Here is a 13,439-nt window from a genome sequence, read left to right as displayed (position 1 = left end):
CGAGTTCGTGTCTGAACAGGAGTTACGCGTACCCGTTCCCCTTCACTATTCTTCGCTCGTCGGCGAGCCAGGATTCGACTGCATCTTTTCCGACGGGTATCCCGGAGAGTCGGTCCTTCACTATTTGCATGGCCTGTTCCTGTGCGGCGCGATTCTCGTCGTAAAACGGGCGGAGAACGGCGTCACGTGCTGCTTCGACCGCCGGATCGTCAAGACCCGCGTCGTGATACGCGAAGGCGGAACGCGCCCAAGAGAGAACCATCGCGGTGGGAACGCCGGCGTTTATCGCCAAACTGTTCTCGTCGCGGGCTTGCATGCGGATATCGTTCGCTGTCTTCACGATCTCGATGGCTAGCGGCAGCGATATAGGGGTTTGATCAGAAACCAGACGCGCCTCTTTCTCGACATCGATCAGCCCGAGATAAGTGATCGAAAACTTGTTACCAAATCGCCGTCGTTCGGCCCTGTCGAGACGCTCTGTGACGTATTCCGATCCTTCGTTGACCGTCGCGATCACGATCAGATTCTGCGGGTCTCCCTGAACGGTCTCACCGCCTCGACCGTCGAGTTCCACGCATCCCCGGTCATCGAGGGCGCTGAACAGAACGCCTTTGGCTTCGGGTCGGACCCGATTCACCTCGTCGAGCAGGAGAACGACCGGCCCCTCCCGACTCGCGAGCAACGCCCTGGTGAGCGGGCCGTCGTTCCACACCGTTTGATCATTGACGAGAGCCGGTGAACCGAGCAAATCGCTCTCATGAAGGCTGTACTTTCCCTGAATAGTAATGAGTGGGGCGTCTAAGCGAGAGGCCAAGTAGCGTGCGCAGTGTGTCTTACCGCATCCCGTCGGTCCACCGAGCAAGAACCGGGGAAGTTTCCCGGTTATCTTCCGCATGCGGATATCCGCCTGCATGCGGTCAAGTTCGTCGTCGTTCTGGATGTACTTCGGAACGTCCGTCTGGTAGTACTCCTCGAAATCATATTCTCTGTCCACAGGCATCCCCGTGATAACGTTGCGTTGCTCGTCCAACATGCTCTGTTAATACCGATTTCCTCTTCTCGTCATAGATTCCATACGCTCGTAATTCGACACGGTGGTTCAATTGAATCGGCCTAATTTAAATATTGTCTATCTTTCCCGGGTCACAGTCCCAGCTTGGAAAATATTCGTCTCAGCCACCTTTGAGCCGAATCGGCGCGGAATTCGACGAGCTAATTCTCCAGTGCTACGACTCGGGCCCCTCAAATCAGACCTTATCACGTGACGAACGCTGTGAACCCATTTGTACCGCCAATCTATCGCCGAGCATGCTTCGAGATCTCCTAGTTACTTCGCCTCAAGTTCGATCTTTCCTGCGTGAAGATGGATATACTCAATCGAAAGTCATGCTCAATGCTAGTGGTAAGTGTCCTGGCGAGCAGCAGAATGGCGATTGACGATAATTCCCACTGACACGACTCCAGGAAGAAGCTCCGATAAAAGAGTTCTATCGAAAAGTCGCTCACAAAGTACCCTTCAGTCGTCGTCGCCGGGTTGCGGACTTGGGGTTCCCTGACTCGCGCTGCTCATCCACCCGTCGATGTGTTCGGCGACGTAGTCCCGACCACCCCAACCGAACGCGACGCCGACCCCGATGGCGATGGCGGCCGCGAGTCCCCACGCAAGGGCACGAGCGAACAGGTAGAGGATACTTACGTCGATACCCATTGTGTCGAGACCGATGACGATGGCGGTGAAGTATAGGAACATCCGGGTTCCCGTGGCGAACCACCGGGTGTACGCGGTGTGCGTTGCCGCCCGAGTTCGCATGATCGCGTCACCGATGAAGTCAGCAACCACGAATCCGAGGACGATAACCAGCAGTCCGGCAATGAGCGCTGGGAGGTACGAAACTGCGGTGGCAACCCATTGCGAAAGCGTCGCAATTGCGAGCACGTTCGCCGCCGCGAGAATCGCCAGCGCGTAGACGAACCACGCGGCGAGTTTTCCGAACGCGCCCGATACCGCGCCCTCCGTTCCGCCCATCATCCGCCCGAGCGGGGTGTCGAGCACCATTCTATCGAGTTCGATTCGATCCGCGATTCTGCGGACGACCGCCGCCACGGCACGGCCAATAATCCAACCGATGAGCAGGATGATGAGCGCACCGACGAGGCGCGGAAGCAATGCGATAAACCCCGAGATAGGGTCTTGCAGCCATCCCGGAAGTCCACCGACTTGTAAGACCGTGCTAGTGAAGATGTCGTGGTGTGTCATTATTTGTTCTCCCCCACGCAATCACGTGGTTCACCAAAGAGTTGGATTGTAGTCGGTTTGTTGTTGACTGCCTAACTCGGGGCGGGAAATGAGTAACGATGAATGGACCTGCAGTCGTTTCACGGTCGATATTATCGGAGAAAGGGTAGTGAGTTCAGGTTTGTGGTAAACAACAGACATTGGACACCCGGATTAGAGTGGCCGGAAAAGTCAACTCTTCCAGAGACTACTGCCCTGTTTCCGCGTTGGGATACGAACCATTACCCTCAATTGGAAAATTATTGATAAGATTCGTCGCGTCTGCAGATCCCTCGAAGCACAGACAGCATGACCGATGTATCGCCCAAGGTCGTGATGACGAATAGGAGACTATCTGTTACGACGAATACTGCTTTAGCAAGGAATCGACGGTCACTGTATCCATACGCTCAACGGTGTGATCTGAGTGAAAAACTGAAGCGGGGTTAGTTCGGCAGTGCTTTGCGGCCCGTTCTCACGCATGGCCAGCACGGGAAACCACCGAGGCCATCGCAGTCACAGTCTTCTGGTTCGGAATCGTCGTCGTCCGTCTCGTCGTCGTCCGATAGGAACGCCGTCAGGGTATCGTCGTCCCTCGCGGTTTCGACGGCGGCCATGTGCTTACAGAAGGCGTTGCGGTGAACGTGATGTGGGCAGGTGCAGGCCATCAGTTCTTTGGTCACATCGTCTATGGACACGGTGTACTGGTACTCTGCGGGGTGCTCGTGGCTCTGATTGGTGATTTCTACGAGTCCGGGGGCTTGGATGTCGAAGGAGAACTGTTCGGCCTGTGCGCGTTTGTATGCCGTCTCGTCAGCTTCAAGAGCTGCGGATTGTTTTGTACTCATGGTCTTTGGGCGTAGGTTTCGGAAGACCGGTGCCGGGTGTTGCAAGCACCCGGCGCGTTTCAACACGCCCGAGGGCACCATGCTTCCTACCATGTGTTATGTAGTACGTGGAATTAAAACCATCGAGGTATCGTAAAAGAGAATTTAGGAGGTGGAAATTCCGAAAATACAAATCCTGTCCTGTAATTCCTGAAATAACATGGAAGAGTCTATATTGACAAGCAGAGTCTATCTATCGTTGTGACGATAATTGTCGGCCAGAGCAATGTATCTGCAACGGAGTAAACATGATCCCAAGTGAGGAGACTTCAATCGGGTCAGTGGCGTTGAATATTCATGGTATCAGAGGAGTCGGTACCCAGCCGGTGGAGGGCCATGGCTCCTTCTGAGCGGTACTTCTCGAAGGTCGGGACCGTTACGGCGATTCTGGGACTCGTGGTCTACGGGGTGTCGGCTTACTTGCACCCGTTTACGCCACCGCACCACACGCGTGATGCGTTCTCGGATTACGCGGTCGAATCACTGTGGGCAATCTACCACCTGGGAGAGTTCCTCGGAATCCTCCTGATGGGTGCCGCTATCATCGCCCTGGCATTCCGCCTCCGCAGAGGAGTTGCCGGGGTGTGGGCGACGCTTGGTGGTGCGGCGATGGTAGTGTGTGCGGGCGTCTACGGCATCTTTGCCGCGGTTGACGGTGTTGCCCTTGGGATCATAGTCGATCGGTGGGCGGCAGCGGGTCCCGACCAACAGGAATTGCTCTATGAGACGGCCTTCGCGGTTCGGCAAATCGAAGGCGGACTCTTCAGTATCCAGTGGTTCATGTTTGGCATCGCAGCGGGACTCCTCGCGGCGGCGTTCTTTACCAGCGCCGAGTCGTCGGCTCGTCTCGACTGGTTCAGTGGCATGGGCAGTTTAAGCGCCTTTGCCAGCATTGGAGCGCTCTCCTTCGCGATCGTTCAAGCCCATGGGTACACCGACCTCTCGATGGCATTCCAGATCGGGTTGATGCCGGGCGTGATCTGGATCATCGCCGTTGGATTATTCCTTTACCGTAACCCAGTCTACATCGAGACTCTCGAGGAGATCCCGCGCAAAGAAGACGAGCAGCGCCACGACCCGGTCAACTGAAGACGCTGAAATCGTTTTCAGCCGAGTCAAAAATATGTGCAGCGTACCGGGTTAAGCCCGTCTGACCCTAAATCGCGACACTATCCACTATCCAAGAAGCGTGCCAACGCCAACAGTTGGCGTGGAAGTGGACACCATAGTGACAGCAACGAGACTACCCAGTTTATAGATTCCGCTCTGTCCGGTAGCCAACCGAGCAATCCAAACGATTTATGTAGCCTTACTCGACGCAATAGTCAGCATCGAACACCCACCAATAGCGCGGATGAACCCAGTCAAAATACTCTCGCCCGAGCTGTTGCACTGATTCGAGTACGTGCCCTTCCGTTCGCCGACGGTCGAGCTGCCGACGTCCATTCCCATCTAGACTATCACGCTCGGTCGGTGTTCGGATGATCGAATTCATCAGCCGATTGTAGGTGAGAACCACTGTTGGACCCTCAGTGAGGCCGATCATGAGCCATTTGCCCCCGTCATTGTCGAGCATTCGTGTGGCGAGCCGCTCAGCAGTGATCTCGTCGTCCCGCGTCTCCTCCAGGACGGTTGCAAGCTCGCTGTGGAGTGTATGAACAGGGCCGTCTCACGGAGCAGACACGGAGGTTTTGCTCCGAATTGGTGTAAACAGTCGCCAGCTAGAGTAAAAGTGGATACGCCAGGGTTAGTATAGTCTACTAACATGGCCTTGTTGAAACCTTCAAGAGGTGATCGGTTCTAGCGGTTGGACTGAATACAGGGCGCATATCTCGTACTGGGTCATCTTCCGTTCTTCCATGGAGAAACCTCGCCCACTTAGGTAGCCCAGATCAGTCCACTTTCATCAAACCTCCCTGTCCTTTCAGCAGTTCTCAGTCTAATGTTCCCGTGGATCGCCGATAGCATCTTTGATGATTTCACCTTCAGCTCGATGAAGAACGCCACTTATCACCGACTTGTTCACCCCGAGTTCTTCGGCGAGATCGGTCAATGAACACCCTCGTGGATTATCGTAATATCCCCGTTTGATGGCGACCGTGAGAATTTCTTGTTGCCGAGCAGTGAGTGAATCGAGAACGTTGTAGTCCTCGGTGATAGAGAGTACCTCATACTTGACGTTACGTTCATCAAGTGACTCCCACATGGTCGCCAACTTCGATTCCGGCATCACGAACTCGATGAAGAGATAACCATCACGGGCGACGACAGGGGTCGTTGGGTGGTACTCAATGTCTTCAGAGACGAAGTACCCGTTCGGTGGTTGTCCTTCAAGCATTACGACTACTGTTTCGTCATCGCTATGCAATACCGTGGTTGAACTCGAAAACCAGTTCTTGGTTCCTTGAACGAACTCATCTGGGCGGTCTGTCTGAATCTCCAACACACTGGTTACGCCCTTCTCAGAGGGATAATTTGAGAGAAATCGGATAACCGTATTTGGAAACTTATCAGCAATGGTAACCATATCCGGCATTGGACCGACCTTTAGGCGTACTCGTGGCATAGGATTCCTTGGAGCGGCAGGATAATGGAGTTGGAGGTAAACATGTTCACTTGCATCCGACATTTTGGTTTTCTTCTTCGAATCGATATTCCGAATGCAGCTCTTCTGTGAGGCGCTCTTCGGGGTAACATGTTCACGAGAAGTTTCAATCAGGTCTCCGCGAAGCCTTCTAATGTGACGTATTCAACACGGGTAGAGAAGACGGACGAACAAAACGCCAGTCCGTCACGCGTACGATGGGCTAAGTACTGCTATCTGGGAGCATCCATTCTCCTTACAGCCAGTGTTCTCATTCAAGTATATATTGCCGGCATGGCTGTGTTTGTGAACCCTGCCCGATGGGGCACACACGTCTCGTTCGGCAATATCCTGCCGGTGTTCCTCCTAGTACTGTTCGTCCTCGCGTTCCTCGGACGATTGCCTCGTATTCACAAGGGGCTTCCAGTTGTGATTTTTCTCTTATTCTTCGTCCAGTTCGGCACCGCCCATCGGTTTGGGTCGCTCGTAGGGGCAATTCATCCCGTTAATGCAGTCGTGATATTCTGGCTGTCAACGGTCACTGTCCAGCACGCATGGGCGGAAGTCACGGCTGGAGGAGGCTCCTAAGGAGGCCAAGTAACATGAGAAATAGCCCTAAGAGATTGATCGACTCGGAACTCGAAAAGCGAAGATCCAACCCTTGGTGTCGTCTTTTCGAGATGCGAAACATCGACCAAACAGCGGACAACCTGCAACACAATCATGAATGAAGGAATTCCCAACTACTCTCGACGCGCCGTAATTCGGATACTCGGAGCGACAGCAGTCGGTGCAAACTTCGCAGGGTGTCTCGGTAGTCCTAGCGAAAATAGTGATGCAACGAGACGTCCTGACGAAACCTACGTCGAAGATCCTCCCAACTACGATGGTTGGTTCGACGGTGTCAATAATTATAGTGGGACTGTAGATAGACGGGGAAAAAACGAGGTAATCGTCCGTGTTGGTGCTGGAAGCCGAGGAAAGGCGTTCGATCCACCGGCGGTAATGATCTCTCCGGGTACGACTATCGTCTGGGAATGGACTGGTGATGGTGGCACTCACAACGTCTCAGCGGAGAATGGTGACTTCGAGTCAGAGTACTCCGATTCGAGCGGCCACACGTACGACTATACATTCGAGGACACCCGCGTCTTCAAGTACGTCTGTGAACCGCACCGGTCAGCGGGAATGAAGGGAGCAATTGTGGTCGAGTGACTTACTAATACTCGATTTCGGATTCTAATTCAAGTATCGTCATAAGCTCATTCTCGAACTCAGGCTCTGTGATCTGCCCCTCAATGTACCGAGCTTGAAGTGCTGTGAGCGACTCGGTCACCCTCTCCTTGGGTGATCGCCGATCAGGCGGTACAATCACCGTTGAGAGACATATGATGCGAATTATCGAGTGTTTTTCTTCGAGTTCTTCGAGCCACGCTCCGAGTTGATACCGACCCTTTCTGACACCCGTAGTCGCAACCGACGCAATCCATTGTACGAGATACCACGTGAGACTGAATAAGCCAAAGAGCCCTGCAGAGACAAAGAGAGCGGTTGCAAGGAGTAGGAGACCGAGCGGGTTCGCCGGACTCGTGTATGTTATCAGAATGCTAACGATGGTGGCAAATCCGAAACAGATGAGACTTGCTCCTGCAAGGATTACGTATGTATTCATAAATGGAATTCTGTTTCTCTAGAACCGTTTCTGCGAATGTCGGATTGTCGTTTCATTTGTGTACTCTGGCACTTTCGGACGACCGATCACACCGGTTCGTTCCAGTCCACTCGGTACGAGTATATTTGTTCGAAGTTTTCCACACCTCGTTTCAAGAAAAACGGGAGCACGAGATCCCGAACCTTTCTCGTGACTAAGTTAGACGGCGCTTTCTGATTCCCCGTCTCCCGAGACATCTTGACGATCTCCTCGACTCGGTCGCGTCGAATGGACTCGAAAGTCTCGAACGCATCTTGAACTACTTCGGTGTCCCGTAGGCACTTCGCCAGAACGATTGCATCCTCCATGGCCAGTGATGCTCCCTGGCCGACGTGTGGGGATGTCGTGTGTGCGGCATCACCGATGAGACAGACTGTTCCCTGATGCCACGTCGGGAGTGACGGCAGGTCGTACACCGGCCACTTACCGATTTCTCCATCGGTCGAACGAATGATTTCGGTGACTTCGTCGTAATCGTCTTTGTGGAGTCGGAGTAGCTTCTCTTTCCACTCCGCTGGCGAGATCCCATCGAGTTCTGCTCGATCAGGGGCCTTTTTCCGTTCGTGGTTCTCGAACCAGTAGATCTCGCCCGTCGGAACCTTCTGGTAGCCGAAGAACCCGTCCACTCCAAACGTCATCAGCATAACTCCTTCAGACGGTGGAATCGAGTCATTTCGGGTGAACGCTCCAGAATCGATGATTCCCGTATACTCCGGATCCGGAGCGTTCGGTAGAATTGAGCGACGGGTTTGTGAATGAATTCCGTCGCAGCCGACGAGGAAGTTTCCATGGGCTTCCGTGCCGTCGTCGAAGTACGCGATGGCCATGTCTTCGTGCGGAATCTGGACGTCGGTCAGATGCTTTCCAAACTCTACGGTGATTCCCTGATCGATTGCCGCTTCTCGAAGGCCCTTGGTCAGAAGACCACGCTTGATCAGTACCGTCTCGGAGGGGTTTTCACCGAGCTGTTTCTGTTTGTGGTTCTGGAAGACCAACCGACTCGATTCATGACCATCTTTGAGGACTTCCTCCCTAATGCCGAGTGTCTCCAGAACGTCTGTTCCGTTCTCAGCGAGGTTGAGAAAGAATCCCGCGTCATCCCGTGGTTCTGGTCGCCCTTCGTAGATAACCGGGGTGATACCGATTCGCTGTAGATACAGTGCGAGAACCGGTCCAGCGACCCCGCATCCGACGATCAGCGCCTTTCGATCTGAGGCAGACTGATTCATCGTGATCCCCTCGTGAGGGCGGGCTTGGGTAGTTGCACTCCAATGCAGGAGCCGCACGTTACAGCTTTTCTATCGCATTTCGATGTTCTGTTCATCAGAAAATAGTTCCACTCGTTTTCGCATCAGTATTCAGATGAACATGTTGACAAGGACATTTCGGCATTGAATCCAGCATGATCGCTGGAACCTATTAGCAGTCGGGGTATTCACCAAAACCGGGGAAAATTCCCTACTCGTTCTTAGTCGCCGAGAAGGATTTGCGATAGCTTTGCGCCGAGTACACCCGCTCCAACCGTGGAGACGAAGCGGACTATCATCATTGCGTCAAGTGCACCAAACGCGAATCCCACGAGGCCAGCGAGGACACCCACGGCAACGCCGTGAAGCATCGCTCTGTCGGGATCAACACGTCGAGCGACCCACCCCGCCGCGACTACAGTCAGCAAGATTGTCACCACGGGGTATATCTGAGTCCCAGATACGGTGTTGAACTGCTGCAACGCACCAGGGTCGGGCTCTCCTCCCGTTTGGAACACAAGGAGGAACGTGTACCCGACAATCGCCACGATGAGTAGTCCGGTCGAGATGACGTGAGGGGCAATGCCACCAACGACGATCTGTTTCCACTGTAGGTCTGTTACTGTCGTCATCACTTGGTAAGTGATCGTGCCAGCGAATCAGGGTTGACGTATACATGTTCACCCGAGACTTTCGTCTGCCAGTAATCGACGTCGGCTAATCCGATGCGCCACGACACCCAGCCTCTCTATTCAGCACACCATTCCTGTCACGCTCTGAGAGCTACAACAGAACCGTGTAGATTAGTATAATATTCTAACCTGTGTTTGCGCCTGTACCACCCAGAAACGAACGAATGAAAGAGTGACGGAGAGCTGAAAGCGTCAGCGGGAGCCAGTGAGATTCAGCGAGGAAGTCCGTCACCCACACATCAGGGCGTGGTAGGTGCAGAGCGCCTATGTCGAGCAATTCGTCGGGAGTGGCGACCCGATGCCCGCACGGACTCAGATGAACCCTCGACGGGCCAGCCACCGTCATCGTTCCAACAACCCCCAGACAGCGAGGACAACGGTACTCCGACCTCATTGTCCGGCAGTCTCCTCGACACGGAGCGATCCGCCGCAATCGCCGCAACTGTACTTCTCAGGGTGTTTCACGACGTTCGAGCGCTGGTAGCGCAGGATCCGAATGCCGTAGCTCACACCAAGTTGAGGATTCGTCGTGACAAACGAGTAGTTTCCTTTTAAAGACTTAAAACGGCTACCAACTACTGGTGAGCATTGTAAAAAGAAAGAAGAGAAACCCAACGACACAACTTCCGATTAAGAGAATACTGAGCCACTGGGAGAGAGATCGGCTATCAGCTGTCGTTTTGACGATCCAGTATAGTATAAACAGAGATCCAATACCTGCGAGGCTAAAGCTTACCAACACTAAATCCAATTTAGTGAGAAAAATCGCTATCAGTGTCGCTTGTATACCAACAATTGGAAGGAGTAGCTGGCTGGATCTATTACCTTCGACAGTCATATGACAATTACACTCCAACGATAAGATAAGATTATCGGAATAGAGACGTACAGATGACCAAATTCTCAGGGCATACACAAAGGAGAGCCCCGTTATATCCGCTCGCTGAGTGGGGGACACGCTCGGAATTGAGCGGCCGTCCGCTTATCGACGGCTTGAGGAGTTGCATGAGCATGGTGAGTTGGAGTGGGGGAAATTGAGCACACGAGTAGTGATCTGGTGGATTTCAGAGAAATAGTTAATAGAAAAAGATTGTTCTAGGGATGAACCTTACTTATTCCGTTCGAGGTAATTCGGACGACGGGAACGTTCAACCCAAAACAATTTAGTGCGGGGTGTGAACTAGTACCATGGAATCGGCACTCGAAGAGATCGAGTACCTCGCACGATCAGAGCACCGCATCGAGGTGATCAACGCACTGGCTGACGGTCCGCATAGCCGGTCGGACCTGCGGGCAATGACCGGCGCATCGTCGTCCACGATCGGGCGGATGCTGCGCGAGTTCGAAACGCAGGGTTGGATTATCCGAGACGGCCATGAGCACCGGGCGACATCGGCGGGCCAGTTTATCGCGGAGGAGGTCACCACTTTGCTCACCCGGATGGAGACCGAGCGGAAACTCCGAGATGTCGCACAATGGCTTCCAACCAAAAGACTCGGCATCACAATCGAGGCATTTGCCGAGGCAGTCGTCACGGTCGGCGACGCCGAGGATCCATACAAACCCGTGCACCGTTACGATGAGTTAATCGAAGATGCGGAACAGATGCGGGCTTTTGGGACGGCAACACTCAAATCGGCCAACGCCGGCTCGTTGTTCCGGAACGTTCGTGCCGGCATGGAGACCGAGATTATCTACCCACCACCTATCGTCGAAGCCGTGCTTGAGTGGTCGCCTGAGGCAGCCAAGAAAGGCCTCGCGAGCGGCAACCTTACCATCCTGCTGCACGATACGCTTCCGTGCGGGCTCACTATCTTCGACGACCGCGTCGCCCTCACCGGCTATGACCCAGATACCGGTATGTTACGAGCGATTGTCGACACCGACGCCCCGAAGGTACGTGAGTGGGCGACCCCACTCTACGAGTCCTATCGCGACGAGGCTCGCCCTCTCAATATGGAAGCGATCGAAGCGTGACATCCTCCCCGCCGTAAGTGGCGAGGGTTTAGCGCCCTGCAAAGCAGAATTAACCGGGAGCTTCATGGCCGTGAAGCCATCGACGATCTCGGTTGGCCACAGCATTGGTCGTGTCTTGGGTCCAGATTACGTTCATTGACTCACGCCCATCGACCCAGGGATTCGCCGAGCAATGGATTTTCGTGCAGCTAGTGCATCGCTTGCACCGGCCGCAACGCCGGCATGCACTGGGTGAATTGCATCAGATAACAACGTATTGGTGTGTCTCGTCCACCTTCACGCAGGAGAGACGACCATGACAACAGACACCCGAACGGGACAAGACCAGATAGACGAAGAGAAACTAGACGATCTCATCGGAACAGCTGTAAACGATCTTGGTGGGGCGTTCCAAGCCGCACTAGCTGAGATCGGCGACTGGCTCGGTCTCTATGCGGCACTGGCTGACTCCGGCCCGCTTAGGTCGGCTGAACTGGCCGAACATACCGACACGCACGAACGCTACGTCCGCGAGTGGCTGCGGTCGCAGGCCGCCGGCGGATACGTGACCTATGATCCCGAGACCGACCGCTACAGCCTCTCTCCCGAACAGCGACTCGTGCTGGCCGACGAAGGCAGTCCAGCATTTATGCTGGGAGGGTTTCAGGGAACTAACGCCATCATTGCCGAGGTCCAGGACGACATTGAAGCGGCATTCCAGACTGGCGACGGCGTCGGGTGGCACGAGCATCACCCGGAGCTATTCCCGGCCACGGAGCGGTTCTACAAACCTGGTTACGCGGCGAGTCTGGTGAACGAGTGGATTCCAACCCTCGACGGGGTGGAGACGAAGCTCAAGAACGGTGCACGCGTGGCCGACGTAGGCTGTGGCTATGGGGCAACGACAATTATCATGGCCGAAGCATACCCCGAGTCCACCTTTGTCGGTATCGACTACCACGACCACTCAATCGATATGGCGCGCGAGCGCGCTGAGGAGGCCGGTGTCGCGGAACGCGTCAGCTTCGAAGCGGCAACGGCCAAGTCGTACAATGGAACTGAGTATGACCTCGTAACGATGTTCGACTGCTTTCATGACATGGGCGATCCGATCGGCGTCGCAGCGCACGTCCGAGAGACGCTCGCCGACGACGGCACGTGGATGCTGGTCGAACCATTCGCCAACGACCAGGTCGAGGACAACCTGAACCCAGTGGGACGAGTGTTCTATGCCTTCTCGACGATGATCTGTACGCCGAATTCGCTCGACCAGGGCGGTGAACCTGCACTGGGTGCGCAGGCCGGAGAAGCTCGATTGCATGAGGTCGCTACCGAGGGAGGGTTCACGCGCTTCCAACGGGTGACCGAAACGCCGGTCAACCTCGTGCTCGAAGCGAAACCGTAGAGGTGACTGGCATGTCTCTCAGGCCAGTCATGCGTACGAAAACCATACATTCGCCGACCGAAAGCATCGTTCAGGCGGGTGGAGACAACATTCCAGGTGAGGATAATGATTCAAAATCAACATGAACAGCTCGCTCGGGAAGATTTAAACATTGTGGCAACGGCCGACTACGATGCGGTCGATGCCCATGTGACTACTGACTTCTTCAACCACCGGTCTGCCGACGAACCGATGGAAGCCCGTCAGCGCGGTCCAGAGGGACTGAAAGCCACGATGCGCTGGCTACACCGGGCCTTCACCGACATGCGGTTCGAATTCCATGAAGTCATTGTCGACGGAGACCGCGTCGCCGCACGGGTGACTATGCATGGTCGCCAACACGGACCGTTCGTCGTCCACGATTCACCCGATGGAGACGTGACGGACGTATTTCCGTCGAGGGATCGTTCGTTCGCTGTCAACCAGACACACTGGTATCGCATCGCCGACGGTGCCGTCGCAGAACACGATGCTGTGCGTGATGATCTCGGCATGGCCAAGCAGCTCGGCTGGCTTCCACCGCAACCCAGCTATATCGTGCGAATGCTGATTGGACGGCGGCGTGAACGTCGCGCACAACGCCACTCGCAACGAGCCGATGCAACCACTCGAAATAAGCGAAAGCCAGTGTGACAAGCATCAA

The 13,439-nt window shown here is 54.6% G+C and carries 14 protein-coding genes; 6 read left to right on the top strand and 8 right to left on the bottom strand.

What is annotated here, in order from left to right:
- Window positions 1-22 precede the first annotated feature (22 nt).
- From LIW51_RS31525 to LIW51_RS31515, 3 genes are all read right to left on the bottom strand, one after another.
- A complete protein-coding gene (locus LIW51_RS31525; protein WP_227379995.1) occupies window positions 23-1,033 on the bottom strand; it encodes an AAA family ATPase in 1,011 nt (336 codons plus the stop codon).
- Window positions 1,034-1,516: 483 nt separating this feature from the next.
- Window positions 1,517-2,257, bottom strand: coding sequence for a mechanosensitive ion channel family protein (locus tag LIW51_RS31520; protein WP_227379994.1), 741 nt, complete (start codon window positions 2,255-2,257; stop codon window positions 1,517-1,519).
- A 464-nt stretch (window positions 2,258-2,721) separates the two neighbouring features.
- On the bottom strand, window positions 2,722-3,123 hold the full coding sequence (locus LIW51_RS31515; protein ID WP_227379993.1) for an SWIM zinc finger family protein: 402 nt from the start codon (window positions 3,121-3,123) through the stop codon (window positions 2,722-2,724).
- A gap of 375 nt (window positions 3,124-3,498) precedes the next feature.
- On the opposite strand from LIW51_RS31515, the gene LIW51_RS31510 reads away from it, so the two are divergent.
- A complete protein-coding gene (locus LIW51_RS31510; RefSeq protein WP_227379992.1) occupies window positions 3,499-4,251 on the top strand; it encodes a hypothetical protein in 753 nt (250 codons plus the stop codon).
- A gap of 220 nt (window positions 4,252-4,471) precedes the next feature.
- Here the strand turns inward: LIW51_RS31510 and LIW51_RS31505 are convergent, their stop codons facing one another.
- Both LIW51_RS31505 and LIW51_RS31500 read right to left on the bottom strand, forming a co-directional pair.
- Entirely contained in the window at window positions 4,472-4,738 is a 267-nt protein-coding gene (locus tag LIW51_RS31505; protein ID WP_227379991.1) for a hypothetical protein, read from the bottom strand.
- Between the two features lie 363 nt (window positions 4,739-5,101).
- The gene (locus LIW51_RS31500) at window positions 5,102-5,500 is read right to left on the bottom strand and encodes a helix-turn-helix domain-containing protein (protein ID WP_227379990.1); all 399 of its coding nucleotides are present in this window, start codon (window positions 5,498-5,500) and stop codon (window positions 5,102-5,104) included.
- 357 nt (window positions 5,501-5,857) lie between these two features.
- Here LIW51_RS31500 and LIW51_RS40160 point away from each other — a divergent pair, with 357 nt between their 5' ends.
- Both LIW51_RS40160 and LIW51_RS31490 read left to right on the top strand, forming a co-directional pair.
- Entirely contained in the window at window positions 5,858-6,334 is a 477-nt protein-coding gene (locus tag LIW51_RS40160; protein ID WP_227379989.1) for a DUF6220 domain-containing protein, read from the top strand.
- A 135-nt stretch (window positions 6,335-6,469) separates the two neighbouring features.
- Window positions 6,470-6,961 carry a halocyanin domain-containing protein gene (locus tag LIW51_RS31490; RefSeq protein WP_227379988.1) on the top strand — a complete coding sequence of 164 codons (492 nt, stop codon included), beginning with the start codon at window positions 6,470-6,472 and terminating at the stop codon, window positions 6,959-6,961.
- Window positions 6,962-6,965: 4 nt separating this feature from the next.
- On the opposite strand, the gene LIW51_RS31485 is transcribed toward LIW51_RS31490, so the two are convergent.
- From LIW51_RS31485 to LIW51_RS31475, 3 genes are all read right to left on the bottom strand, one after another.
- Window positions 6,966-7,418, bottom strand: a complete 453-nt coding sequence (locus LIW51_RS31485) for a hypothetical protein (protein WP_227379987.1) — start codon at window positions 7,416-7,418, stop codon at window positions 6,966-6,968.
- 86 nt (window positions 7,419-7,504) lie between these two features.
- Window positions 7,505-8,686 (bottom strand): FAD-dependent oxidoreductase, encoded by a 1,182-nt coding sequence (locus tag LIW51_RS31480; protein ID WP_227379986.1) that lies wholly within the window; start codon window positions 8,684-8,686, stop codon window positions 7,505-7,507.
- Window positions 8,687-8,925: 239 nt separating this feature from the next.
- Window positions 8,926-9,336 carry a hypothetical protein gene (locus LIW51_RS31475; protein ID WP_227379985.1) on the bottom strand — a complete coding sequence of 137 codons (411 nt, stop codon included), beginning with the start codon at window positions 9,334-9,336 and terminating at the stop codon, window positions 8,926-8,928.
- Between the two features lie 1,248 nt (window positions 9,337-10,584).
- On the opposite strand from LIW51_RS31475, the gene LIW51_RS31470 reads away from it, so the two are divergent.
- From LIW51_RS31470 to LIW51_RS31460, 3 genes are all read left to right on the top strand, one after another.
- Window positions 10,585-11,373, top strand: a complete 789-nt coding sequence (locus LIW51_RS31470; RefSeq protein WP_227379984.1) for a helix-turn-helix transcriptional regulator — start codon at window positions 10,585-10,587, stop codon at window positions 11,371-11,373.
- Between the two features lie 295 nt (window positions 11,374-11,668).
- Window positions 11,669-12,757, top strand: coding sequence for a class I SAM-dependent methyltransferase (locus LIW51_RS31465; protein ID WP_227379983.1), 1,089 nt, complete (start codon window positions 11,669-11,671; stop codon window positions 12,755-12,757).
- Window positions 12,758-12,862: 105 nt separating this feature from the next.
- On the top strand, window positions 12,863-13,429 hold the full coding sequence (locus tag LIW51_RS31460; RefSeq protein WP_227379982.1) for an ester cyclase: 567 nt from the start codon (window positions 12,863-12,865) through the stop codon (window positions 13,427-13,429).
- The last annotated feature ends 10 nt before the right edge of the window (window positions 13,430-13,439 follow it).

Source organism: Haladaptatus halobius, assembly GCF_020618475.1.
Lineage (GTDB): Archaea > Halobacteriota > Halobacteria > Halobacteriales > Haladaptataceae > Haladaptatus > Haladaptatus halobius.
This window is presented reverse-complemented; position numbering and strand designations above follow the sequence as displayed.

Bases quoted from the DNA above. Each gene is read 5' to 3' on its own strand.
- LIW51_RS31525 (WP_227379995.1), bottom strand. From the start codon at position 1,033: ATGTTGGACGAGCAACGCAACGTTATCACGGGGATGCCTGTGGACAGA.
- LIW51_RS31520 (WP_227379994.1), bottom strand. From the start codon at position 2,257: ATGACACACCACGACATCTTCACTAGCACGGTCTTACAAGTCGGTGGA.
- LIW51_RS31515 (WP_227379993.1), bottom strand. From the start codon at position 3,123: ATGAGTACAAAACAATCCGCAGCTCTTGAAGCTGACGAGACGGCATAC.
- LIW51_RS31510 (WP_227379992.1), top strand. From the start codon at position 3,499: ATGGCTCCTTCTGAGCGGTACTTCTCGAAGGTCGGGACCGTTACGGCG.
- LIW51_RS31505 (WP_227379991.1), bottom strand. From the start codon at position 4,738: ATGCTCGACAATGACGGGGGCAAATGGCTCATGATCGGCCTCACTGAG.
- LIW51_RS31500 (WP_227379990.1), bottom strand. From the start codon at position 5,500: ATGCTTGAAGGACAACCACCGAACGGGTACTTCGTCTCTGAAGACATT.
- LIW51_RS40160 (WP_227379989.1), top strand. From the start codon at position 5,858: ATGTTCACGAGAAGTTTCAATCAGGTCTCCGCGAAGCCTTCTAATGTG.
- LIW51_RS31490 (WP_227379988.1), top strand. From the start codon at position 6,470: ATGAATGAAGGAATTCCCAACTACTCTCGACGCGCCGTAATTCGGATA.
- LIW51_RS31485 (WP_227379987.1), bottom strand. From the start codon at position 7,418: ATGAATACATACGTAATCCTTGCAGGAGCAAGTCTCATCTGTTTCGGA.
- LIW51_RS31480 (WP_227379986.1), bottom strand. From the start codon at position 8,686: ATGAATCAGTCTGCCTCAGATCGAAAGGCGCTGATCGTCGGATGCGGG.
- LIW51_RS31475 (WP_227379985.1), bottom strand. From the start codon at position 9,336: ATGACGACAGTAACAGACCTACAGTGGAAACAGATCGTCGTTGGTGGC.
- LIW51_RS31470 (WP_227379984.1), top strand. From the start codon at position 10,585: ATGGAATCGGCACTCGAAGAGATCGAGTACCTCGCACGATCAGAGCAC.
- LIW51_RS31465 (WP_227379983.1), top strand. From the start codon at position 11,669: ATGACAACAGACACCCGAACGGGACAAGACCAGATAGACGAAGAGAAA.
- LIW51_RS31460 (WP_227379982.1), top strand. From the start codon at position 12,863: ATGATTCAAAATCAACATGAACAGCTCGCTCGGGAAGATTTAAACATT.